The 22262-nt window shown below is 72.2% G+C and carries 20 protein-coding genes; 9 read left to right on the forward strand and 11 right to left on the reverse strand.

The genetic code is table 11. The features are described 5' to 3' along the window. Positions 1 to 4: 4 nt before the first annotated feature. Positions 5 to 2230, reverse strand: coding sequence for a TonB-dependent receptor (locus JNK30_RS09375; RefSeq protein ID WP_293481927.1), 2226 nt, complete (start codon positions 2228 to 2230; stop codon positions 5 to 7). Between the two features lie 174 nt (positions 2231 to 2404). On the opposite strand from JNK30_RS09375, the gene JNK30_RS09380 reads away from it, so the two are divergent. The 6 genes from JNK30_RS09380 (at position 2405) to JNK30_RS09405 (ending at position 6228) form a co-directional block, all read left to right on the forward strand. After that, positions 2405 to 3334 carry a LysR substrate-binding domain-containing protein gene (locus tag JNK30_RS09380; RefSeq protein WP_293481928.1) on the forward strand — a complete coding sequence of 310 codons (930 nt, stop codon included), beginning with the start codon at positions 2405 to 2407 and terminating at the stop codon, positions 3332 to 3334. A gap of 118 nt (positions 3335 to 3452) precedes the next feature. Next, positions 3453 to 3884 carry a heme-binding protein gene (locus tag JNK30_RS09385; protein ID WP_293481929.1) on the forward strand — a complete coding sequence of 144 codons (432 nt, stop codon included), beginning with the start codon at positions 3453 to 3455 and terminating at the stop codon, positions 3882 to 3884. 48 nt (positions 3885 to 3932) lie between these two features. Next, positions 3933 to 4472 carry a VOC family protein gene (locus JNK30_RS09390; RefSeq protein WP_293481930.1) on the forward strand — a complete coding sequence of 180 codons (540 nt, stop codon included), beginning with the start codon at positions 3933 to 3935 and terminating at the stop codon, positions 4470 to 4472. A gap of 43 nt (positions 4473 to 4515) precedes the next feature. Continuing rightward, positions 4516 to 5136 carry a VOC family protein gene (locus JNK30_RS09395; protein ID WP_293481931.1) on the forward strand — a complete coding sequence of 207 codons (621 nt, stop codon included), beginning with the start codon at positions 4516 to 4518 and terminating at the stop codon, positions 5134 to 5136. 29 nt (positions 5137 to 5165) lie between these two features. Beyond that, complete coding sequence (locus JNK30_RS09400) at positions 5166 to 5552, forward strand: nuclear transport factor 2 family protein (protein ID WP_293481932.1); 387 nt, start codon at positions 5166 to 5168, stop codon at positions 5550 to 5552. Between the two features lie 34 nt (positions 5553 to 5586). After that, positions 5587 to 6228, forward strand: coding sequence for a carboxymuconolactone decarboxylase family protein (locus JNK30_RS09405; protein ID WP_293481933.1), 642 nt, complete (start codon positions 5587 to 5589; stop codon positions 6226 to 6228). Positions 6229 to 6291: 63 nt separating this feature from the next. On the opposite strand, the gene JNK30_RS09410 is transcribed toward JNK30_RS09405, so the two are convergent. From JNK30_RS09410 to pcaH, 8 genes are all read right to left on the reverse strand, one after another. Beyond that, the gene (locus JNK30_RS09410) at positions 6292 to 8466 is read right to left on the reverse strand and encodes a TonB-dependent receptor (protein WP_293481934.1); all 2175 of its coding nucleotides are present in this window, start codon (positions 8464 to 8466) and stop codon (positions 6292 to 6294) included. 110 nt (positions 8467 to 8576) lie between these two features. Further along, positions 8577 to 9905 (reverse strand): MFS transporter, encoded by a 1329-nt coding sequence (locus tag JNK30_RS09415; RefSeq protein ID WP_293481935.1) that lies wholly within the window; start codon positions 9903 to 9905, stop codon positions 8577 to 8579. Beyond that, on the reverse strand, positions 9898 to 10374 hold the full coding sequence (locus JNK30_RS09420; protein ID WP_293481936.1) for a DUF3237 domain-containing protein: 477 nt from the start codon (positions 10372 to 10374) through the stop codon (positions 9898 to 9900). The genes JNK30_RS09415 and JNK30_RS09420 overlap by 8 nt, the downstream gene beginning before the upstream one ends. An 86-nt stretch (positions 10375 to 10460) precedes the next feature. After that, on the reverse strand, positions 10461 to 10844 hold the full coding sequence (gene pcaC, locus JNK30_RS09425; protein ID WP_293481937.1) for a 4-carboxymuconolactone decarboxylase: 384 nt from the start codon (positions 10842 to 10844) through the stop codon (positions 10461 to 10463). Next, complete coding sequence (pcaD, locus tag JNK30_RS09430) at positions 10844 to 11626, reverse strand: 3-oxoadipate enol-lactonase (RefSeq protein WP_293481938.1); 783 nt, start codon at positions 11624 to 11626, stop codon at positions 10844 to 10846. The genes pcaC and pcaD overlap by 1 nt, the downstream gene beginning before the upstream one ends. Beyond that, positions 11623 to 12768, reverse strand: coding sequence for a lyase family protein (locus tag JNK30_RS09435; RefSeq protein WP_293481940.1), 1146 nt, complete (start codon positions 12766 to 12768; stop codon positions 11623 to 11625). The genes pcaD and JNK30_RS09435 overlap by 4 nt, the downstream gene beginning before the upstream one ends. Continuing rightward, a complete protein-coding gene (pcaG, locus tag JNK30_RS09440; protein WP_293481942.1) occupies positions 12768 to 13364 on the reverse strand; it encodes a protocatechuate 3,4-dioxygenase subunit alpha in 597 nt (198 codons plus the stop codon). Before pcaG ends, JNK30_RS09435 begins: the two co-directional genes overlap by 1 nt. 1 nt (position 13365) lies before the next feature. Continuing rightward, a complete protein-coding gene (gene pcaH, locus JNK30_RS09445) occupies positions 13366 to 14067 on the reverse strand; it encodes a protocatechuate 3,4-dioxygenase subunit beta (protein WP_293481944.1) in 702 nt (233 codons plus the stop codon). A gap of 153 nt (positions 14068 to 14220) precedes the next feature. Between pcaH and JNK30_RS09450 the strand changes: the two genes are divergently transcribed. The 3 genes from JNK30_RS09450 (at position 14221) to sppA (ending at position 19474) form a co-directional block, all read left to right on the forward strand. Further along, complete coding sequence (locus JNK30_RS09450; RefSeq protein ID WP_293481946.1) at positions 14221 to 15771, forward strand: M17 family metallopeptidase; 1551 nt, start codon at positions 14221 to 14223, stop codon at positions 15769 to 15771. Between the two features lie 54 nt (positions 15772 to 15825). Continuing rightward, positions 15826 to 17631 carry a dipeptide ABC transporter ATP-binding protein gene (locus JNK30_RS09455; RefSeq protein ID WP_293481947.1) on the forward strand — a complete coding sequence of 602 codons (1806 nt, stop codon included), beginning with the start codon at positions 15826 to 15828 and terminating at the stop codon, positions 17629 to 17631. A 67-nt stretch (positions 17632 to 17698) separates the two neighbouring features. Beyond that, a complete protein-coding gene (gene sppA, locus JNK30_RS09460) occupies positions 17699 to 19474 on the forward strand; it encodes a signal peptide peptidase SppA (RefSeq protein WP_293481949.1) in 1776 nt (591 codons plus the stop codon). Between the two features lie 21 nt (positions 19475 to 19495). On the opposite strand, the gene JNK30_RS09465 is transcribed toward sppA, so the two are convergent. Both JNK30_RS09465 and JNK30_RS09470 read right to left on the reverse strand, forming a co-directional pair. Next, positions 19496 to 20491, reverse strand: coding sequence for an aspartyl protease family protein (locus tag JNK30_RS09465; RefSeq protein WP_293481951.1), 996 nt, complete (start codon positions 20489 to 20491; stop codon positions 19496 to 19498). Then, positions 20488 to 22215 (reverse strand): sulfotransferase, encoded by a 1728-nt coding sequence (locus JNK30_RS09470; RefSeq protein WP_293481953.1) that lies wholly within the window; start codon positions 22213 to 22215, stop codon positions 20488 to 20490. The genes JNK30_RS09465 and JNK30_RS09470 overlap by 4 nt, the downstream gene beginning before the upstream one ends. Between the last annotated feature and the right edge of the window lie 47 nt (positions 22216 to 22262).

Raw genomic sequence — 22262 nt, forward strand, 5'->3', positions numbered from 1 at the left:
GAAGCTATTCGCCGAGGTTGACCCGCAGCTCGACCCCGTACGTGCGGGGCTCGGCGAAGTAGAGCTGGGTCAGCACGCCGGCGGTGGGCACGGCGGAGAGCCGGTGCGCCACATTGTTCAGGTTCTTGCCCCAGAGCGACGCGCGCCAGCGGCCCTTGGGCTCGACGTAGGTCAGGCTCGCGTCCCAGACGTTGTAGGCCTTCTGGAAGCCCTGCGGCACGTTCAGGGTGTCGGTGAAGTGCGAGCCCTCGTGCGACCAGGCCACGTCGGGGGTGATGGTCCCGCCGCCCGCCAGTTCGAAGTCGTACGAGACGCTGACGCGGCTGGTGACCTCCGGCACGCGGGTCGGCACCAGCTTGCAGGGGCCGCTGAGCGAGCGGTCGCGCAGGCCGCCGCAGGGGTTGGCCGCCGTGGCCGCGCCGCCCGAGAGGTTGGCGACGAAGCTGGTGTACTCGGCGTCAAGGTAGCCGACCGACGCACTCACGGTCAGGTTCTCGATCGGCAGCGCCGTGACCTCGAACTCGATGCCGCGGGCGCGCTCGTTGGCGTTGTTGGCGACCACCTGCTCCTCGCCGGTGCCCACCGTCGCCGGCCGGAACACCGAGACCTGCAGGTCGCTGTACTTGTTCCAGAACGCCGCCACGTTCACCCGCAGCCGGTTCTCCAGCCAGTCGGATTTCAGGCCGATCTCGAACGCCTTGGCCTTCTCGGGACGGAACGGCCCGATGGTGGCCGCCGAGGCGGCGCGCGAGTTGAAGCCGCCGCTCTTGAAGCCCGTCGAGTAGCTCGCATAGACCATCGCGTCGGCGTTGATCTGGTAGTTGGCGCCGAGGTGGTAGGTGAACCGCGACCAGTCCTCGGACGCGACCACAGCGGGCGTGGCCGCGAACGTCGCGATCGGACGCTGCAGCCGGCGCACGAAGTCCTTCTCCTGCCAGGAGTAGCGGCCGCCCGCCGTCAGCGTGAGCTGTTCGGTGACGTCGAAGTCCACCTGCGCGAAGCCGGCGGCGGTCTTCTCCTTCTGGCGCGACGCCTCGTAGGTCTGGGTCGCGAGGAAGAAGATCTGGTCGGCGTCCCACTTGGTGCGGCCGGCGTAGACGCCGGTCACGAACTGGAACGGGCCCTCCAGATCGGACTCGATCCGCAGCTCCTGCGACATCGTCTTGTGGCGCTTGCTGGCGGTGGTCTCGAAGAACGCCAGGTCGGTGACGTCGAAGTCGCTGTACGAGAAGTTCGAGCTGCGGATGATCCCGCTGACCGAGACGATCCGGTAACCCTGGCCCTGGTAGGCGAGGTTGAGGGCGCCGAAGTAGGTGTCCTGGAAGTCGCCGCTGGGGAAGTTCCGCATGGCGATGAAGGGATCGGTCGGACCGCCCGGGAAGCCGAAGCCGGGCCGCCCCGCCCGCGACAGGGCGTCGGTGGGGAACGAGCCGTTCACGCCGCCGACCGAGTCGCTGCGGTCCTTCACGTACGAGTAGCTCGCGTTCACCTCGAGCTTCTCGGTGGCGTTCCACCGCATGGCCAGGCGGATCGACTGGACGTCGTCGCCGGCCAGCCACTCCTCGACCGGCTGCAGGCCCGCGGGCGTGCGGTAGAGGTTGTGCATGTAGCCCGACGAGTGCTGACGGGTGGCCGACAGCCGGAAGGCCAGCGAATCGCTCACCGGCAGGTCCGCCGCCATCGAGGCGTCGGCCCGCCCGTAGTTGCCCACGCGCAGCAGGCCGCTGAAGCTGTAGGCGTCGCCCGGCTTCTTGGTCGTGATGTTGATCACGCCGCCCGTGGTGTTCTTGCCGAACAGCGTGCCCTGCGGGCCCCGCAGCAGTTCGATCTGCTGGATGTCGAAGGTGCTCTGCAGCGCGCCGATGTTGCGGGTGAAGAAGACCCCGTCGACCGCGATGCCGACGCTGGGGTCGATCGCCTGGTCCACGCCCTGGTAGCCGATGCCCCGCGAGTAGGCGACCGAGGCGTTGCGGTGGATCGCGCCCACGCCCTCGATGGTGAAGTTCGGCGCCGCCCGGGTGAAGTCCGAGAGGTCCTGCACGAACATCTTCTCGATCTGCGCCTCGCTGACCGCGGTGACGGCCACCGGCGTCTCCTGCAGCGACTCGGCGCGCATCCGGGCCGTGACCACCAGTTCCTCGATGGCGTTGTCGTTTTCGGCGGCGCCCGCAGGGGCCCCCACGGCGATCGCGCCCAGGCAGGCCGACGCCATCAGCAGGTTCTTGAACATATCCCTCCTCCCCGCCGGCATAGCGCCGGTCATTGTCTTGCTTGGGGAGAATGTTAGGTTGCGAAGCATTTTCGCCCTACGGCATAAAATTTTGGCGTTTAGACAAATCCGCTTTGTCGCCCTGCCCGACCCCCCCGCGGGCTTCCTGGCCCCGGCGAGCCCTTTGGTGACCCCTTGCGCCTGCCCCCCCTGACCGCGCTCCGCGCCTTCGAGGCCGTCGGCCGGCTGGGCAATGTGCGCGAGGCCGCCGACGAGCTGAACGTCACGCCCGCGGCGGTCAGCCACCAGATCCGGACGCTGGAGGACCACCTGGGCGTCGAGCTTTTCGTCCGCGGGGCCCGCGGCCTGCAGCTGACCGGTCCGGGCGCGGAGTTCCTGGCCTCGGCGACCGAGGCCTTCCAGACCCTGCACGCCGGCGTCGAGCGGCTGGCGCGCCGGTCGTGCGTCGAACGGCTGGTGGTGAACAGCCTGCCGTCGTTCGCCGCCAACTTCCTGGTGCCGCGGCTGGCCCAGTTCCACCAGGACCACCCCAACATCGAGCTCGAGATCAACACCGGCGGGCGGTTCGGGGAGGTCGTCGACCTCCGCGGCCTGGGCGCCGACATCGCCATCCGCGCCGGCCTGGACAAGAGCGCCTTCCCGGGGCTCACCGCCGAACGGCTGGTGCCCGAGGTCATGTTCCCGGTCTGCACCGCGTCCACGCGCGACGGACCCGTGGCGCTGCGGACGCCGGACGACCTGGTCAACCACACCCTGATCATCGTCTCGCGCACGCCCGAGGGGTGGCCCGAGTGGATCGAGCGCGCGCGCGCCCTTGGCTGGGAGATGCCGGGCCTCGACCCGCACCACGGCCTGCGGTTCGACACCATCCAGCTCGCGACCACGGCGGCCCTGCAGGGCATGGGCGTGGTGATCGGCCGCCGGCCGCTGGTGGACAACTTCCTGACGTCCGGCGCCCTCGTCGCGCCCTTCGACATCGAGGTGACGAGCCGGATCGCCTACTGGCTCGTCTATTCGCCCGCGATGGCCAGCACGCCGCGCCTGCAGGCCTTCCGCACCTGGCTGCGATGGGAGCTCGGCCTCGCCGCCAGCGAGCTCGCGTGACGGCCAATTATTTTGACGCTCGCCGCAAATCATTTTGGGGCGCCGGCCCCTGCCTCACATCGGTAAACCTAGAAGCAAGGCCCCTCGAAGGGCCCGAAAAGAAGACGGTCCGGGAGAGATGACGCCGATGGGTGCGCGCACCTTCACCAAGGGCTCGATCACGTCGCAGGCGGCCGCGGACGTCCTGCGCGCCGCCGAAGCCAAGGCCGCGGAGATGGGCGTGCCGATGGTCATCGCCGTGGTCGACGAATCCGGAGTCCTCAAGGCCTTCTCGCGAATGGACGGCGCGCCGCTGCTGTCGGTCGAGCTGGCGACGGACAAGGCCTACACCTCCGCGGCCTACGGCATTCCCACCCACGGGTGGCATGAGTTCATCAAGAACGACCCGCCGCTGCTGCACGGCATCATCAAGACCCCGCGGCTGATCGTGTTCGGCGGCGGCTATCCCATCGAGATCGACGGCGCGGTCGTGGGCGGCGTCGGCGTCAGCGGCGGCCACTACGAGCAGGACATGGAGGTTGCGAAGGCAGGCCTCGCGGCGCTTTCCTGATAGGATGAGGGCCCAGGCCGCCACAGGCTCCAGAGCGCGAGGCTCACGATGGACAGCCGTCGAGACACGCCGAGGTTCAGCTTCCGGGGCGTCAACCACATCGCCCTGGTGGCGCGCGACATGGCGCGGACCGTCGCGTTCTACCGCGACCTGCTGGGGATGCCGCTCGTGAAGACCCTGGAACTGCCCGACGGCAAGGGCCAGCACTTCTTCTTCGACGCCGGCGGCGGCGCGTCGATCGCGTTCTTCTGGTTTCCCGACGCGCCCGAGGCGCAGCCGGGGATCGTGCAGGCCCCGCGCGGCGGAGGCCCCTCGGCGCACGGCTCGATGAACCATCTCGCCCTGGACGTGGCGCCTGAGGAGCTGGAGGTGTTCCGCCACCGCCTCGTCGAGGCCGGAGTGGACGTTACCGACGTGGTCTCGCACCGCGACCCCTCCCCCCTGGTGGGCGACGACCCCACCTTCATCCGCTCGATCTATTTCCACGATCCCGACGGGATCCGGCTCGAGTTCGCGGCCTGGGCCCGCGAGCTTACGCCGCTCGACGTTTCCCACGCGCCGCGGTCCGCCGCCGCGCTCCAGCCGTGAACGAGACCGCGGCGCGCAACGGGCGCCGCAGAAGGAGGTAGTGATGAACAGGAACCGCGAGTTCGAGATCCGGGGCGTCAACCACGTCGCCCTTGTGTGCAAGGACATGGCGCGCACGGTGGAGTTCTACCGCGACGTGCTGGGCATGCCCCTCACCAAGACCATCGACCTGCCCAACAACATGGGCCAGCACTTCTTCTTCGACATCGGCAACGGCGACTCGCTCGCGTTCTTCTGGTTCCCGGACGCCCAGGAAGGCATCCCCGGGGTCTCGGCCCCGACCACGCTGCCCGGCCAGGGCGGGCTCGCCTCGGCGCACGGCTCGATGAACCACCTCGCCTTCGACGTCCCGCCCGAGAAGTTCGACGAGTACTGCGAGCGGCTGAAGGCGAAGGGCGTCGCGGTGTCCGCGATCTCGAACCACGACAACTCGCCCCGCCAGATCTCGCCCACGGTCACCGACGACGTGTTCGTGCGCTCGATCTACTTCTTCGACCCCGACGGCGCGCTGCTCGAGTTCGCCGCCTGGACGAAGCCGCTGGGGCCGCAGGACATCGCGCACGAGGCGGCGCGGGCGGACGGCACCCGCAGCGTCAATCTGGTCCTGAACCCCGACGGCACGCCGCGCGAGCCCGGCCGTCGCGTGGCCGAGCCGGCCGAGTAGACGCTCCGTCCAGACCCGAGGCGATGGTGATGACCGACGAGGCCATGCGCGCGCTGGCCAAGCGCTTCTTCGACTGCGTGGAAGCCGGCGACGTGGACGGCCTCGTCGCCTGCTACGCGCCGGACGCCCGCATCTGGCACAACACCGACCGCCTCGAGCAGACGCCGGCCGAGAACGAGGCCACGCTCAAGGGCATGGTCAAGCGGATACTGGAGCGGGAGTACGCCGACCGACGGCTCCAGGTCTTCCCGGGCGGCTTCGTCCAGCAGCATGTGCTGAAGGGCGTGCGGGCCCATGACGGAGTCCGCCTCGAACTGCCGGCCTGCATCGTCTGCGCGGTCGAGGACGGCCGGATCACCCGCCTCGACGAGTACTTCGACTCCGCCGCGGTGGCGGAGTTCCGGAAGTTCGCCTGACCCACCCAGATCCCATCCCTACCGGAGTCCGCTAATGCCCGTCCTGCGCCAGGTCCCCCGCTCGGAAGTCACCGCCGAGGTGGTGAACCGCTACTACGACCGCCTGTTCGGCCCGGGCCGCGATCCGGTCGCGGAGCCCGGCACGGCCACGGGCACCCCGGGCGACTGGTGGACCGTCTTCGCCATCTGCCCCGACATCTTCCAGCACGCCGTCGACGGGTTCGCCGTCTATCGCCATCCGGACCGCAAGCTGGACCCGGTGCTGCGCGAGCTGGGCCAGACCCGCGCCGGCTGGGTGAAGGGCAGCCAGTTCGTCTTCTCGCAGCACTGCAAGTCGCTGCGCAGCCTGGGCGTGTCGGAGGAGAAGATCGCCGCCGTGCCGCATTGGCAGGTGTCGGACGTGTTCGACGAAAAGGAGCGCGCGGTCCTGGCCTATGCCGACTGCCTGACCGCCGGGGACGGCCGCACGCCGCTCGAGGTGTTCGAGAAGCTGCGCACCTTCTGGGGCGACGAGGAGATCTTCGAGTTCACCTACATCACCACGCTCTACGCGATGCATGCGGTGATCACGCGCGCGCTGCGCATGGAGTTCGACAACCGCCCCGAGCCGATCGTCGAGGTGGCCGCGCCCGAGGGCTTCAACGCCCAGGAATTCCTGGCGCCGCGGCAGTCCTGATAGCCCCGGCCTCGAGCGCCCGGGCGGCGCGGGCCCGGAGGCCCGGCGCCGCCCTTCGCTCTCCTACATCTTCCAGACCAGCGTCACGCCGTAGGTCTTCGGCGGCGCGTAGGGCACCAGCACCTGGCGGTAGGGCGCGAAGGCGGTCACGTAGGTGGCCACCAGTTCGTCCGTCAGGTTCTTGCCCCACACGGCCACTTCCCAGCGCTTGTCGGGGGAGGTCAGGGACAGGCGGGCGTCGACGTTGATGTAGCCCTCCTGCTTCTGCGCCGGGATGTTCGAGGCCTCGAAGTACATGTGCGACTGGTTGGTGTAGTCCACCCGCGCCAGGGCGCCCCAGCCGTTGAACTCGGTGGCGTACTGCGCGCCCACGTGGACCTTGTGCTTGGGCGAGCGGGGAAGGTCGTTGCCGGTGAAGTTCGCCGTGGCCCCGTTGGCGAAGCTGGTGAACTTCGCGTCGAGGTAGGCGAAGCCGCCATCGATCTGCAGCCCGCGGACCGGCTGGATCACCCACTCCAGCTCCACGCCCTCGATCTCGGCCGTGGCGGCGTTGCCCACCACGACGCAGCACAGCGGCACCAGCTGCGAGACCTGCAGGTCCTTGTAGTCGGTGTGGAAGGCCGACAGGTTCAGCCGCAGGCGGCCGTCCAGCCACTGGGTCTTCGCGCCGCCCTCGTAGCTCCAGGCGAACTCGGGATCGTACGGCGTCGACTGGCTGACGCCGCTGCCGGCGATCCCCTGGAAACCCCCGCTCTTGAAGCCGCGGGTGGCCGAGGCATACAGCAGCACGTCCGGCGTCGCCTGCCAGTCGAGCGCGAAGCGCGGCGTCAGGGCGTCCCACGACTTGCGGCCGCGCACGTCGTAGTTCGCGGCCAGCGGCGGCGGCAGCCCCGGTCCCGAGACCTTCTGCCCGATGAAGCGACCGCTCTTGCGTTCCCACGTCTGCCGCAGTCCGGCGGTGGCGGTGATCGTGTCGGTGAAGGCGTAGCTGACCTGCCCGAACAGGGCCCAGCTGCGGCTCTTCACCATCTGGGGATAGGTGGCGATCCCCGTCTGGGCCGGCGCGGGGAAGTCCTGCCGCAGGTCCTCGATGCGGGTGTTGTCCTCGTTCAGGTAGTAGACGCCGACCTGGCCGCGCAGGCGCGAGTCGAAGGCGTCGAACGCCAGCCGCACTTCCTGGCTGAACTGCTCGTTGTCCTCGTGGTCGGTCTGGGTCGACTCGATCTGGTTCGGCGGATTGACCGGGTTGGCGAAGAACACGGTGCGGAAGTTCAGCGTCACCGCCCGGAAGGCCGTGATCGACGTCAGCGTGCCGTACGGCGTCGTCCAGTTCACCTCGCCGCGGTAGGTCTGCAGCCAGCGCCGCAGGTAGCCGTCGGTGTAGGCGTTGACGATGCGCGGGTCGGGATTGATGCCGACGCAGTGGACGCCGCCGCGCAGGGTGGCGTCGCAGATGTTGTCGCGGGGGTTGCCCTTCTGGTCCTGGTCGGTCAGGTCGACGCCCAGGACGATGTCCAGGTCCTCGCTCGGCAGGAAGCGCACGGCCAGGGCGGCGCTGCGCAGGTCCTGGTCGTTCACGTCGTTGCCGGTGGTCTGGTTGAACTCGTAGCCGTCCCGCAGCTTGATGGAGCCGCCCAGCGACACGAAGATCTTGTCCGAGATGGGCATGTTGCCCCGCGCGCTCAGCGTGCGGCGGTCGTAGTTGCCGAGCTGCCCTTCGATGCGCAGCGACGGATCGGCCGACGGCTTGCGGCTCACGAACTGGATCAGGCCGCCCACCGCGTTCTTGCCGAACAGCGTGCCCTGCGGGCCCCGCAGCACTTCCACGCGCTCCAGGTTCAGGGCGTCGATGTCGGGCGTCCCGCCGCGTCCGGCGTAGACGCCGTCCACGAAGACCACCACCGAGGCGTCCCCGCCAGCGTTCTGGCTGATGCCGAAGGCCGAGCCGATGCCGCGGATCGCGAAGTTCGTCTGGATGGGATCGACCTGGCCGGCGCTGAAGCCGGGGGTCTTGATCGCGATATCCTGCAGGGTCTCGACCGACTGCCGCTCGAGCGCCGCGGCCGAGAAGGCGGTGACCGCGATGGGGACCTTCTGGACGTTCTCCTCCACCCGCTGGGCGGTGACGACCAGTTCTGAAATCTCGTTGTCGCCGCTCTGGGCCGCCGCCGGCGCCGCGATGGCGAGGGCCAGGCCCAGCGCGGCCCAGGACGCATGGTTGCTGAGGTACGTGCGCATTCGGGATCTCCCCCTTCGGCCCCGTCTCGTGCGCGGGGACTCGGGTGCAGCCTACACCAAAATAGATAGAATGCTAAGTATCTGGTGACGCTTGCGCCGGGCGGGCGAGGTCACTGGGCTTCGGCGCGGTCGGCCGCCTCCGCCGCCGCCGCGAAAGGCTTCAGTCCGGCGGTCAGGATCAGCGCCGAGAGCGGCAGGGCGACCGCCGTGACCACGGCGATCCCGTAGCGGAGGGCGGCGTCGTCCCGGAAGACGAAGTCCGTGACCATCGCCATGGCCGTGGGGCCCAGCCCCAGCCCGACCAGGTTGGCCACCAGGAAGTACAGGGCCACCGTCCGCGCGCGGAGTCTGTTCGGCGAGATCAGCTGCAGCCCCGCCCCGGCGACCCCGCCGTGGATCGTGCCCAGCAGCATGCTGAGGATCATCAGGCCCAGCGCCAGTTCGCGGCTGGGCGCCAGCGCCATGCCCACGAACAGCGGCAGCAGGATCACGGCGTTGAGGCGGATCACCCGGAGATGGGCGTCCTTGAGGCCGCGGCGGTACATCCGGTCGGCCAGCCAGCCGCCCAGCAGCAGGCCCGCCGCGCCGCAGAGCGCCGTCGCGGCGCCGAACCAGAGGCCGGCCTCGGCGACGGGCATGGCGTAGGTGCGGTGCAGGAACTGCGGGATCCAGGCCATGGCGCCGTACATCACCAGCGCCACCAGCGACATGCCGCCGAAGTGCGACGCCAGCGCCGCCCGGCGCAGCTTGAGGAACGCCGCGAACTCGCCGGGCGCCGGTTCCGCCACGGCGCGGCCCCCGCCCCGCGCGGGCTCGCGCACCGTCAGGGCGATCAGCGCCGCCACCAGCAGTCCGGGAAGCCCCACGATCAGGAAGGCCAGCCGCCAGGGTTCCAGCGCGCCCACCGCCGGCAGGACGACGGGATCCCCCTCGGTCACGAACCGCACCACGACGGATCCGGCGACCAGCGCGATGCCCGACCCCAGCGGCACGCCGATCGAGTAGACGGCCATCGCGCGTCCCAGCCGCTCGCGCGGGAAATAGTCGCCCAGCATCGAATAGGCCGCCGGCGACAGCGTCGCCTCGCCTACCCCGACGCCCACGCGGGCCAGGAACAGCCCCATGTAGCTGCGCGCCAGTCCGCAGACGGCCGTCATCAGGCTCCACGCCGCGATCCCGGCGACGATCAGGGTCTTGCGGCTCCCGCGGTCGGCCAGCCAGCCCAGCGGAATCCCCAGCAGGCTGTAGAAGATCGCGAAGGCGAACCCCATCAGCAGGCTCATCTGGGTGTCGGAGATGCCCAGGTCGGCGCGGATGGGCCCCACGAGCAGGCTCAGGATCATCCGGTCGATGAACGACAGGGTGTAGGCGACCAGCAGAGCGCCCACGACATACCAGGCGTAGGTCGGCGAGGGGGTCGGGTCCGGCCGGCTACTCAACGGCGAAGATCCGATAGCGGACGCCGGCGGCGGTGCGCTTGCCCACGCCGACCGCGACCAGGGCGTTCAGCCAGGCATAGCGCTCGTCCCCGGTCTCGAAGACGGGCTGGATGCGGAAGTAGTAGGCGTCCTCGGCCAGCGCCTCGACCCTGGCGGGGTCGCGGAAGTCGGCCAGCGCCTCCGGCGGAATCACCAGCCGCCCGCCGTAGGTCACGTGGATCAGGGCCCCGTCGTGCGTCTTCCAGAGCGACCGGACGTCGATCAGCGTCACCGCCGCGCCGTCGGACGCCGCGCCCAGTTCCGACCAGTCGCCGCCGGCGGCCATCACCTCGCCGCGCAGCCGCTCGCCCTCGATGGTCCCGCCCGCGATCGGGCTGAGGCGGCGGTTGCGCCAAGGGGATCGGCCCAGCAGGAGCGGCGACTCCGCCGTGAGCTGGATGTCGACAGTGCAGAGGAAGCGTGTCCGCAACGGCTCGCTAGCGTCCAAACCGCCCCCCATTACCGACCACAGAATAGTTAGATATCTACACAATCCGGGCCGCGAGGAAAGACGCGTCAGAGGACCCCCAGGTCCCGCAGCACCTCGCCCGCCACGTGGAAGGCCGCGTTCGCCGCCGGAACGCCGCAGTAGACGGCGCTCTGCAGGATGGTCTCCTTCACCCGCTCCACGGGGACGCCGGCCTCGAAGGCCGCGCGCAGATGCAGCCGAAGCTCGCCTTCCCGCCCGAGCGCGATGGTCATCGCGATCACCAGCAGGCGGCGCGTCTCGTGGTCGAGGCCCGGCCGCTCCCAGATCTCGCCCCAGGCGTAGCGCGTGATGAAGTCCTGGAACTCGGCGGTGAACGGGGTGGCCGAGGCCGCGGCGCGGTCCACATATGCGTCCCCCAGGACCGCCCTGCGGTTGGCGGCGCCGCGCGCCCGGCGCTCTTCGTCGTCCATCAGAGGTCCTCCAGGAAGGCGCGCAGCAGATCGCTGAAGGCCTGCGGCTGTTCGACGTTCGACAGATGGCCGGCGTCGACTTCGCGATAGGCGGCGCCGCGAATGGCGTGCGCGACGCCGCGCACCTGATCCGGCGGGGTGGAGACGTCGGCCAGCCCGGCGACGACCAGGCAGGGCGCGGCGATCTCGCCCAGCCGTGCGGTGAGGTCGGCGTCGCGCAGGGCCGCGCAGCAGCCCGCATAGCCCTGGGGCGAGCTGGCCTCGAGCCGGGACCGATACGCCGCGACCACATCGGGCCGCGCGTCGCGGAACGGATCGGAGAAGAACCGCGCCATGGCCATGTCCGAGATCGCCGCCAGCCCCCCGGCGCGGACCGCGGCGGCGCGGTCCCGCCAGGCCTCTGGCGCGCCGATCCGCGGCGCCGTGCTGGCCAGCACCAGTCCGGCGACCCGGTGGGGCGCCGTCAGCGCCAGCGCCTGGGCGACGAGCCCGCCCAGGGAGAGGCCGCAGACGACCGCCGGCGTTGCGCTGGCCGCGTCCAGCACCGCGACGGCGTCGGCCACGAGCCGGTCGAGCGGATAGTCGCCGGGCGGCGCCGCCGAGCGTCCGTGCCCGCGAAGGTCCGGTCGGATGACGCGGTACGCGTTCAGCGCCCCGGCTTGTGCGTCCCACAGCCGGTGGTCGCAACCGATCGAGTGGAGGAACAGGATCGGCGGCGCCGTGGCCGGCCCGTCGACGCGGACGAAGAGCTCGGCGCCGTCGTCGGCCGCGACCGTGCTCATGGCGCATCCTGCAGCAATCGGCGCGTGAGGGCCTCGGCCTCGCCGAGATCCTGCCCCACCCCCGCGCGGTCGAGGTTGCGCGCCATCGCCGCGGCGTCGACCTGGAGGCCCTCGGTCACCGCCGCCATGGCCCCCACCGCTCCGTGTGCGGCTTCGAACAGGGCCGCCAGCGCCGGCGCCTCGGCCTGCCACGCGCCCAGGCTGCGTTCGTGCTGGCCCGGGATCGCCGACATCAGCGTGGCCGCAAGGTGCGGCGCGCGGACCGCGGCCGACAGCGCGATCTGGCAGCCGGTGGGGTTGCGCTTGTGCGGCATGGCCGACGAGCCGCCGCGGCCTGGCGTCTGGGGTTCGAAGGCCTCCCCCACCTCGCCCTGCGCCATCAGCGCCACGTCGCCCGCGATCTTCGCCACGGCGCCGGTGAGGATCGACAGCGCGGCGCCCAGCCCCGCGACGCGCTCGCGGCTGGCGTGCCAGGGCGCAGCTGCGCCGAGGCCCAGGTCGGCCGCGATCCGTGCGGCGACCGCCTCGCCCCGGTTCCCGAGCCCCGCCCGCGTCCCCACCGCCCCGCCGAACTGCAGCACGATGGCCTGCGCGCCCTCACGCCCCAGGCGGTCGAGGGCGCCGACGACGCCCGCGCGCCACTGGGCCGCCTTGAGGCCGAAGCTGGTCGGCGCGGCCGGCTGCAGCAGCGTGCGCGCCAGCATTGGCGTGGCCGCGTGCGCCGTGGCGAGGCGGCCGAGGGCGTCCACGACGCGCCCGCCGTCGCGCCTCAGCAGCGCCAGGCCCGCCTGCGCCTGCAGCATCAGGGCAGTGTCGGCCACGTCCTGGCTGGTCGCTCCGCGGTGCGCCGCCGCGCCGGCCCCCGCGCGCCGGAGGTCGGCCCGGGCCCGCAAGGCCGCCACGAGCGGGATGGCCAGCGTGCCGGCGTGCGCGGCCGCCGTGGCCAGGGCGCCGAGGTCGAAGGCCTCGCCGCAGGCGGCCTCGATGGCGGCGGCGGCGGCCGGGTCGATCAGCCCCTCGGCCGCCGAGGCGCGTGCGAGCGCCGCCTCGAACGCCAGGGCGTGGCCGACCAGCGAGGCGTCGCCGAACACGGCCAGCATCTCCGGCGTCGAGGCGGCGAGGTCGTGGATCCGCGCGGGCATCAGATGTCGAAGAACACCGTCTCGCCCGGCCCCTGCAGGACAAGGTCGAGGCGGTATCCCCCGGCGCCGTCCGCCGCCGCCAGGAGCGTTCCGCGCCGCTCCGGCGGCACGAGGGCGAGGATCGGATCCTCGTCCAGCGACGGGTCGTCGGCGAAGTAGATGCGGGTCACCAGCCGGCGCAGAAGGCCGCGGCCCATGACGCCCACGGCGATGTGCGGCGCCTGAAGGCTGTTGCCGGGGCCCGGCGTCCGGCCGGGCCGGATCGTCCGGAACAGGTAGCTCCCGTCGTCGCCGGTCGCGCAGCGCCCGAAGTGGCGGCCGCCGGCGAAGCCGCCTTGCGCATCGGCCTGCCAGATCTCGACCAGGGCGTCGGGCACGGGGGCGCCGGCGCCGTCGACCACGCGGCCCTGGACCACGATCGCCTCGCCCCCCGCCGTCGCCGCGGACAGCCCGGGCAGCGGCGCGTGGCCCGGCGCGACCAGGTCAGGCCGCGCGCCCGCCTCGGACGGCGCCGTCAGGTCCGCGCCGCCAGGGTGCGGCAAGGCGTAGTGGAAGAACGGCCCGACCGTCTGCCAAGGCGTCTGGCCCAGCCGCACCTCAGGCCTCCGTGGGCGTGGCGGCAGGACCGCGCAGGACGATGTCGAACACATAGCCCAGGGCGTAGCTCGGACGCGTCAGCCCCAGGTCGAACCGCGCCACGAGCCGGTCGCGCGCGGCGGCGGGCACGGACTGGGCGATCGGGTCCAGCGCAATCAGCGGGTCGCCCTCGAAGTACATCTGGGTGACCAGCCGCGTGGCGAACGCCGGGCCGAACAGCGAGAAGTGGATGTGGGCGGGCCGCCACGCGTTCTCGTGGTTCCCCCAGGGATAGGCGCCCGGCCGGATCGACTCGAAGGCGTAGCGGCCGTCGTCGTCCGTCACCACCTGCCCCGCCCCCGTGAAGTTCGGGTCCAGCGGCGCGTCCCACTGGTCGCGCGCATGGGCGTAGCGGCCCGCGGCATTGGCCTGCCAGACCTCCACCAGCGTGCGGGGCACGGGCCGGCCGGCCTCGTCCAGGACGCGTCCCGCCACGAGGATGCGCTGGCCGATCGCCTCCCCGCCCGCCGTCCGCGTCAGGTCGGCGGACCCGACCGCGCAGGCCTGGGACCAGTCGGTGAAGCCCGAGGTCTCGGTGAGGGTCTGGGGAATGCGGATCGGGCGATGGCCCGGCGAGCGCAGGGCGGTCGACCGGTAGGCCTCCGACAGGCTGGCCGGGTGGGCCGCGTCGTCCTCGCGGGCAAAGAGGTCGGGCTCGATCATTCGAATGCTAAGGATGTGGGAGGCCAGCGGGCAAGGCAAGCGCGCCGCCGGTCGTCCGTCCGGCCCCACCCGCAGCTCCGCGGCCGACAGGGCTTGGCGAAAGGCCCCAAGCCCTGCTTTACCGAGCGTCAGCAACCCCATTCGGAGTCATCCATGCGTCTCCTGTCCGCAGTCCTCGTCCTCGCGCTCGGCGCGACGGCCGCCGACGCGCGTCCGATCGAGTTCTCCACCGACGCCCCGGCCCGGGCCGGCGCCCTGGTCCTGCCGCTCGCCTCCGCGGCCGACCTGGAAGCCCGGGGCCGAAGCCTCGACCCTGCCGTCCGGGCCGCCGTGGCCCGCGCCCTCGCCAGCGCGCGCTTCGACTACAAGGCCGGCGCGTCGCTCAGCCTGCGCGGCCTGTCCGCCCACGACGAGATCGTCGTCCTCGGCGTCCAGCCGGAGCGTCCGGGCGCGCTCACCGCCGTCGATCTCCGCAGGCTCGGCGGCGCGGCGGCCGGCGCGACCGCGAAGGCCGAGGGCCGCGTCGCCCTGCTGACCGAGGGGCTGGGCGATCCCGCAGAGGTGGCAGTCGGCGCCGCTCTCGGGTCCTACCGCTTCGCCGACTACAAGGCCGCGCCGCGCCCGCAGCGCCCGGAGCCCCTGGTGGTGGTGGCGCCGACGGCCGCCGGCGCGCGCGAGGCCTTCCAGGCGCGCGGCGCGGCCGTCGCCGAGGCCGTGGCCTTCACCCGCGACCTCGTCACCGAGCCCGCGAACATCCTCTATCCAGAGGTGTTCGTGGAGCGCACCCGGGCGGCGTTCCGCGGCGTGGCGAACACGACCGTCGAGGCGCTCGACGCGCCGGCGATGCAGAAGCTCGGGATGAACGCCATCCTCTCCGTGGGCCAGGGCTCGCCCCGGCCGCCGCGCATGCTGGTGGTCGAGTACAAGGCCCCGGGCGCCAAGGGCCCGCCGATCGTCTTCACCGGCAAGGGCATCACCTTCGACAGCGGCGGCGTCTCCATCAAGCCCGGCTCGGGCATGTGGCGGATGAAGACGGACATGGCCGGCGCGGCCGCGGCGGTGGGCGGCGTGCTGTCGCTCGCGAAGTCCGGCGCCCCCGTCCATGTGGTGGCCATCGCGGCCCTGGCCGAGAACATGCCGGACGGCGCCGCGGCGCGGCCGGGCGACGTGGTCCGGGCCATGAACGGCAAGTCGATCGAGCGCCTCAACACCGACGCCGAGGGCCGCATCGTCCTGGCCGACGCGACGGCGTACGCGCAGAGCCGGTTCAAGCCCGCCGCCATCGTGAACCTCGCCACCCTCACCGGCGCGGTGGGACAGGCGCTGGGCGACGAGTACGCCGGTCTCTTCACGCGGCACGAGGGCCTCGCCAGTCAGATCGAGGCCGCCGCGCGCCAGAGCGGCGAGCCGGTCTGGCGGCTGCCGCTGCACCCCAGCTACGCCAAGGACACCGAGAGCCCGATCGCCGACATCCGCGACATCGCCGAGGGGACGGGCTCGGCCGGCGCCGGCGTCGGCGCCCACGTGATCGCGTTCTTCGCCGATCCCGAGACCCCCTGGGCGCACCTCGACATCGCGTCGGTGGCCTGGATCGACCGGGACAGCCCGACCGCGCCCAGGGGCGCGCAAGGCTGGGGCGTCCAGCTGCTCGACACCTTCGCCCGCGCCTTCGACGCCGGCGCCGCCGCGTCGCGCGGCGACTGACCCGGCCGGCGGTCGGCCGCGCCAAGCGCGCCGACCGCCGCTATGCTGTGCGCCATGGCCGATCCGCCCGTCCTCTCGATCTCGAACCTCGCCGTGGACTTCACCACCCACGACGGCCTCGTCCGGGCGGTCCGTGGCGTGTCGCTGGACGTCGCGCGGGGCGAAACCCTGGGCGTCGTGGGCGAGAGCGGGTCGGGCAAGAGCCAGACCTTCATGGCGGTCATGGGCTTGCTGGCCCGCAACGGCAGAGCCTCCGGGTCCGCGAAGCTGCAGGGGCAGGAACTGTTGGGCCTGTCGCCGCGCGCGCTGAACCGGGTGCGCGGGTCGAAGATGACCATGATCTTCCAGGATCCGCTGACGGCGCTGACCCCGCACGTGAAGATCGGCGAACAGATCGCCGAGCCCCTGCGGCTGCACCTCGGTCTCTCGGCCGCGGACGCCCGGGGGCGCGCGCTGGAATGGCTGGAGCGGGTGCGGATCCCGGACGCGGCGCGGCGGCTGGAGCAGTATCCGCACGAGCTGTCGGGCGGCATGCGCCAGCGGATCATGATCGCCGCGGCCATGGCTCCCGGCCCCGAACTGCTGATCGCCGACGAGCCCACGACCGCGCTCGACGTGACGGTTCAGGCCGAGATCCTCGACCTGATGGCCGAACTCACCCGGGAAACCGGCGCCGCCCTCGTGCTCGTCACCCACGACATGGGGGTCATCGCCCGCCTGGCCGATCGGGTTTGCGTCATGAAGGACGGCGCCTACGTCGAGGCCGGCGCGGCCGCGAACCTCTTCGCCAATCCGCAGACGGACTACACGCGCGCGCTGCTCGCGGCGATCCCGCGGCTCGACCGCGCCGACCGCGGCGGACGGCCCGAGGTGGTCCCCGTGGCGCCCGACGCCGAGACCGTGGTCGAGGGCCGCGACGTCAAGGTCTGGTTCCCCATGCGCGAGGGCCTCTTCGGGCGGCCACGCATGCTGCGGGCGGTCGACGGCGTCTCGTTCCAGGTCCGGCGCGGCGAGACGCTGGGGATCGTGGGCGAGAGCGGATCGGGCAAGTCCACCCTGGCGCGCGCGGTGCTGAACCTCTGGCCCGCCAGCGAGGGCGCGGTCACCCTGATGGGCCGCGACATCACCCACGCCGACCGCGCCGCGATGCGGGACGCGCGCAAGGATCTCCAGATCGTCTTCCAGGATCCGCTCGCCAGCCTGGATCCGCGCATGACCATCGGCGCCTCCATCGCCGAGCCGCTGACCGCCTTCCGCCCCGACCTGAACGCCGCGGCGCGCGAGGCCGAGGCGCGGGCCATGATGCGCAAGGTCGAGCTCGACCCCGACCTCATCAACCGCTACCCGCACGAGCTGTCGGGGGGCCAGAACCAGAGGGTCGGCATCGCCCGGGCCATGATCCTGAAGCCGCGGCTGGTCATCTGCGACGAGGCCGTCTCGGCCCTCGACGTCTCGATCCGCGCCCAGATCATCGACCTGCTGATCCGGCTCCAGACCGACCTCGGGCTGTCGATGATCTTCATCAGCCACGACCTGGCGGTGGTGCGCGAGATCAGCCACCGGGTGATGGTGCTCTATCTCGGCCGCGTCATGGAGCAGGCCGACCGCGACCGCATCTGGCAGGCCCCGCAGCACCCCTACACCCGGGCCCTGCTCTCGGCGGCGCCGATCCCGGATCCGGCGATCGAACGCACCCGCAAGCGCCTGCGCCTGACCGGCGAGCCGCCCAGCCCGATGGACCCGCTGGCGGCGTTCCGGTTCCTGCCGTCGCGCCTGCCGGCCGATCCCTCGGCGCCCGTGCTGCCGCCGGCCCTGAGGGAGGTCGCCCCCGGCCACCTGGTGGCGGAGTTCGACCCCTGAACGCTTCCGCCAGGACGCAATGTATGCGAGAGCGCCGGAGCGCGCTCGGGCGCGGGCAAGGGCCACGATGAAGCAGTTCCTGTTTACGATGGCCGGGGTCTTCGCGGGCCTCGTTCTCTTCATGGTCTTCGTGCCGGTCGTGCTCGTCACCATGGCGCTTTCGGCCACCGCGCCCGAACCGATCCCCGGCCGGACGGTCCTCGAGCTGGACCTGCGCGGGCCGCTCACCGACCAGGCGCCGCACAACCCGCTCTGGGGCATCGGGCGCAACTCGACCTCGGTCATGTCGATCGTCGAGACCCTCCGCCGCGCCGAGCGCGACGACCGGGTCAAGGGCGTCCTGGTGCGGCTGCCCGAAGGCGGCCTCGAGCCCGGCATGGCCGACGAGATCCGCCTCGGCCTCAACCACTTCCGGGCGTCGGGCAAGCCCGTCTATGCGCACAGCCAGGGGATCTACCCCGCCGGCATCGGCACCACGGCCTACATGCTCGGGCGCGCCGCCGACCAGTTCTGGATGCAGCCCGGCGCGTCCCTCCAGGTGACCGGGCTGGCCACCGAGGAGCTGTTCCTGAAGCGCTTCTTCGACAAGTACGGCGTCGTCCCGCAGTTCGAGCAGCGCTACGAGTACAAGAACGCCGTCAACGGCTACATGCAGTCGGACTTCACCCCGGCGCATCGCGAGGCGACGCTGTCCTGGATGGGGTCGGTGTACGCGTCGAACCTCGCGTTCGCGGCGGCCGACCGCAAGGCCGACCCCGCCGTCCTGCGCCGGAACCTCGAGGCCGGCCCCCACGGCGCGCAGGAGGCGCTGCGGCTGCGCCTCATCGACGGCGTGGGCCAGGTCCGCGAAGTCCAGCAGGCGCTCCTCGACAAGGCCGGCGACGGCGCGCGGCTCATCGACTTCGACGACTACGCCGAGGATCCGAGCGACCGGCGGCCCGTCGGCGACGCGATCGGCCTGATCGAGGCCGAAGGCCCGATCGTGACCGGCCGCGACCGTGGCTCGAACCCCTTCACCGGCGGGGCGACGATCTACTCGGACGACATCGCCAAGGCCGTGGTCCGCGCGGCGAAGGCCGATTCCGTGAAGGCGATCGTCCTGCGCCTGAACTCTCCCGGCGGCTCCGACACGGCCTCCGAGCAGATCCTCGACGCCATCCGCTTCGCCAAGTCGAAGGGCAAGCCCGTGGTCGTGTCCATGAGCACCTACGGCGCATCGGGCGGCTACTGGATCGCGTCCGAGGCTTCGTCCATCGTCGCCCAGCCGACCACCCTCACCGGCTCGATCGGCGTCTTCGGCGGCAAGTTCGCCCTGGGCGAGGCGGCGGCCCGCTTCGGCGTCGACATACGTCCCCTGGGCGTGGGCGGCGAGTACGCCGGGGCGTTCGGCGTGAGCCAGCCTTTCACCGCCGACCAGCGCGCCGCCTTCTCGGGCTGGATGGATCGCATCTACGAGAGCTTCGTCGCGCGTGTGGCGGCGGGGCGGAAGTTGCCCGTCCAGCGCGTCCGCGAGATCGCCAAGGGCCGGGTGTGGACCGGCGCCCAGGCCCGGAGCCTCGGCCTCGTGGACGAGGTCGGCGGCTTCTACCAGGCGGTCGACAAGGCCAAGCAGCTGGCCCGCCTGGAGGGCGACGTGCCGATCCGGCGGATGACGCCCACCGAGGGCGCCTTCGAGGCGCTGCAGAAGGCCCTCGGGGTCTCCGCCGCGTCCGCCCGGACCCTGGCCGCCGCCGCCTGGATCTTCGGCGACCCCCGCGCGCAGGCGGTCCTGGACCAGGTCGCCGAGGCCAGGCTCAGGAGCGAAGGCGGCGGGACGGTGCTGGCGCCCATGCCGATCCGGTAGGCCCGGCGGGACGCGCTCCGGTCAGGCCGACCGCCGGCGCACGCGGACGAAGGTCACCTCGCGCCGGCTGAAATCCAGGGTCACCTCCTCGAAGTGGCGCAGCACGTCGATGCCGACCAGCATCGCCGGCCGGTCGTTCAGCCCCCACAGGCTGAAGATGTGCAGCGGCGCGAAGGCGGCGCGGATGTTGTCGAGCGCCATGCCGCCCAGCCGCAGCCGCGGCAGCACGGCGAGCGACGCGGGCGCCCGCTGTCCGGTCGCGCTGATCAGCTCGGTCCGCGCCATGCGCGCGGCCAGCTCCGGCCGCTGCCGCGCCAGGACGTCGCGCAGCACGTCGTTGCCGCAGGTGATCTGGGCCCCGGAGTCGAGGAAGGCCCGGACCGGCACGCCGGCCACGTCGGCGTCGAAGATCACCAGCTGCCCCGAGCGGTACTGGGCCGGAACGATGACGCCCTTGCTGGGGTCGGGGATCCGGGTGTCCGAGCCGCGGCCGACCTCGGCGCCGACCCCCGACGGGCCGATCTCGAAGGTGTTGCCGCGGAAGTTCAGCCGCATGCGCCGGTTCTTCAGCACGTCGATGCCCAGCAGGCCGTCGGCCCCCAGGGCCTCGCGGGGCAGCACGGGCAGGCTCAGCCGCCGCGAATGGACCTGCCCCACGCGCAGCAGCGGCACCCTCACCAGTCGCGCCGGCTGCGCCCCGGCGATCCCGTGCACCTGCGCCTCCCCGTCGCTCGCCAGGCCGCAGCGGGCGGCCGTCTCGACGCCGATGACCGTGCGGTTCGCGCCGGTGTCGACCACGAAGCTGAAGGGGCCCCGCCGGTCCAGGCGCACCGGCACCGTCATCCGCAGCGCCTGGTCGAACGCCGTCTCCAGCCGTGTGCCCGTGGCCGGGGGCTCGGGCTGGGCGTGCGCCAGGTTGATCGAAAGGACCGGCTCGCGCCGGGGCGCGCCCGCGCACGCCGCCGCCAGCCCGCCCGCCAGGACGGTCTGGACCGCGCGGCGCCGCGACAGCGTCATTCGTCGGGGTACCCGTACGCCTCCACCCACGGCTTCAGCACCGGAAGGATGGGCGAGAGCTGCTCGCGGTAGCGGCGCCAGGAGCCGACGCCCTCGGCCGAGAGCCCGCGCGCGAGCTGGGCCCCGCTGGGCGTGGCGACCGCGCGGTCGCGCGCCTTGTCGGCGAAGTTGCGCATCTCGTCCGTCCACGCCAGGCCCAGGAACGCGCACACGTCCCGGACGGCGGCGTCGAAGTCCTCGACCAGCGCCTCGTGGCGCACGATGCGGGTGCGCGGCGCCATGGCCGGCTCCAGCCGGTCCGCCATCTTCATGGCCGCGTCGTAGTATCCCGCCGCGCCGGGCAGCGTCAGCAGCTGGTAGGCCGGCGCGCTCATGCTGAAGCGGCGCCGGTAGCACGAAAGGACCACGTCGCGCGGGTCGCGGCGGGCGAAGAGGATCCGCGCGTCCGGGAACAGCTTCAGGATCAGCGGCAGGCGCAGCGTGTTGAAGGGGTGCTTGTCGACGAAGACCTTCCCCGCCGGGTTGGCGCCCTCGGCCCGTACGCGCTCCCAGTAGGCCGCCCGCAGCGGCGCGAGCTCGGCCTCACCGGCCTTGGCCAGCCGGGCGAGGTCCTGCGGCGTCTGCAGGAACGCCCGCTGCGCCGCCTCGAGCGTTTCCCGCTCCTCCAGCGCCTCGACGTCCGGGTGACTGGCCAGGACCTGCTCCAGCAGCGTCGTGCCAGAGCGCGGGAAGCCCAGCAGGAAGACGTGCGTCGTCGGCCCGTCGGCGGCCGCCTCCGGCGCCGTCCCGCTCCAGCTCTCCGGCGGGATGAGGTCCAGCTCGGCCAGCATGCCTCGCGCGAAGTCAAGCGCGGTCACGCCCTCGCCGTGCAGCGGCGCATAGGCCCGCCACAGCGCCATGTTGCAGGCGGCATAGGCCTGGAAGGCCTCGGCCGTGAGGTTCTGCGCGTCGAGCACGTCGCCCAGCAGGCCGTGCGCCAGGGCGCGCTGCTGCACCGTCAGCCGCTCGTCGCCCACCAGCAGCTCGAGCCGCCGCTGCGCCCGCTCGCCCGCGCCTTCGGCGGCGTCGGCGGCGGCCAGGACCATCACCGCGTCCGGGAAGTTGGGCTCGGCCTCAAGCACTTCCTCGGCCAGCGGCCGGGCTTCGGCGTGCGCGCCGCGCCGCGAGAGGAGGTTGGCGAGGCCCTGCATGGCTCCGAGGTTGTCGGGCTGCAGCTCGAGCGCGTGCTTGTAGGCCGCCTCGGCCTCCTTCAGCCGGCCCAGCGCCTCCAGCGAGGCGCCGCGCGCGCAGTGCGACCCGGCGAAGTCCGGGGCCATGGCGCAGACGCCCTCGAAGACCGCCAGGGCCTCGCGGTAGCGTTCGATCCGCGTCAGGACCAGCCCCATCGCATTGCGCGCGCCGATGTCCTGCGGCGCCAGTTCCACGGCGCGGCCGAGCACCTTCAGCGCGTCGTCGAAGCGGCCTTCCTGCTCGTACTTCAGCGCCGCCAGGTTGAGGACCATCGGGTGCTCCAGGCCGCCCTGCAGCGCCTGGTCGGCCAGGGTGGCGGCGCGGGCGAAGTCACGCCCCTGGGCGGCGGCCTGGATCTGCTGAAGCATCGCCTGGTCGGCGATGGGGTTTCGCGCGCCGGGGCTCGGCGGCGGCGCAGCGGGCTGCCCCGTCCTGGCGGCGGGCGTGTAGCCGCCCACCTTCACCTTGATCTTCCCGACTTTCCACTCGCTCACTGTGCAACCCCGCAGCTTCCGCCGTGCGCGCTAGCCTACCAGCCGGC

The sequence above is a fragment of the Phenylobacterium sp. genome (assembly GCF_016793225.1).
GTDB lineage: Bacteria > Pseudomonadota > Alphaproteobacteria > Caulobacterales > Caulobacteraceae > Phenylobacterium.